The 867-nt window shown below is 30.1% G+C and carries 1 protein-coding gene; it reads left to right on the forward strand.

Features of this window, described 5'->3' with window-relative positions; translation table 11 throughout:
- Positions 1–867, forward strand: an 867-nt coding sequence (locus tag JCM15124_RS14630; protein ID WP_024999674.1) for a tetratricopeptide repeat protein, incomplete at both ends; no start/stop codon positions are given.

Below are 867 nucleotides of genomic sequence, written 5' to 3' on the forward strand. Positions count from 1 at the left end.
GACAATAAATACATCGATGCGTATTTAAATAGAGGAAAAACATATATTCATTTACAAGAGTATCAAAAAGCTATTGAAGATTTAAATAAGGCAATAAGATTAGACGATAAATGCGCAGATGCATATCATGAGAGAGGACGTGCATATATTTTTATAGAAGAGTATCAAAAAGCTATTGATGACGTGTCTGAGGCAATAAGATTAGACAATATATTTGTCTTAGGATATAATTCTAGAGGGTATGCATATATTAGAATAAAAGAGTTTCAAAAAGCTATTGAAGATTTAAATATGGCAATAAGATTAGACGATACATTCGTAGATGCGTATAATAATAGAGGAAATGCATATGCTTCTATAGAAGAGTATCAAAAAGCTATTGATGACTATTCTGAGACAATAAGATTAGACAATAAATACTTCGACGCGTATAATAATAGGGGAAATATATATTATAAGATAGGAGAAGTTGAAAAAAGTAAAGCTGATTACAATACCACACTATATCTTATTCTTTCGAATAGTTCTGAAAAAATAAGACCATACATATTAAGAAATTTAATAAGTGTTTTTGATAGTTATCCTTACAACTATCACTCTCTATTTCAACATATATCTCTACCGACAGATTCTTTTTCCTCTCAAGATTCCACTTCTTTTATCTCCTATTGGAAACATGTTGGTTCTATACAAGATTTTCTGCTTTTGCTTCATTACTATAAACTGAAGCTACCGCACGAAGTATTTTTGAGTTTCTACCCTATTCTAATCTATAATCTTGGAGGGTGTTCTGAAGCTTACAAGATTTTTGACGAAGAATTGGATAAAGAAGAACAGCCTCTTTCTGCACAACAATACTATTATTAC

Origin of the sequence: Prevotella falsenii DSM 22864 = JCM 15124 (genome assembly GCF_000613945.1) — a bacterium.
Lineage (GTDB): Bacteria > Bacteroidota > Bacteroidia > Bacteroidales > Bacteroidaceae > Prevotella > Prevotella falsenii.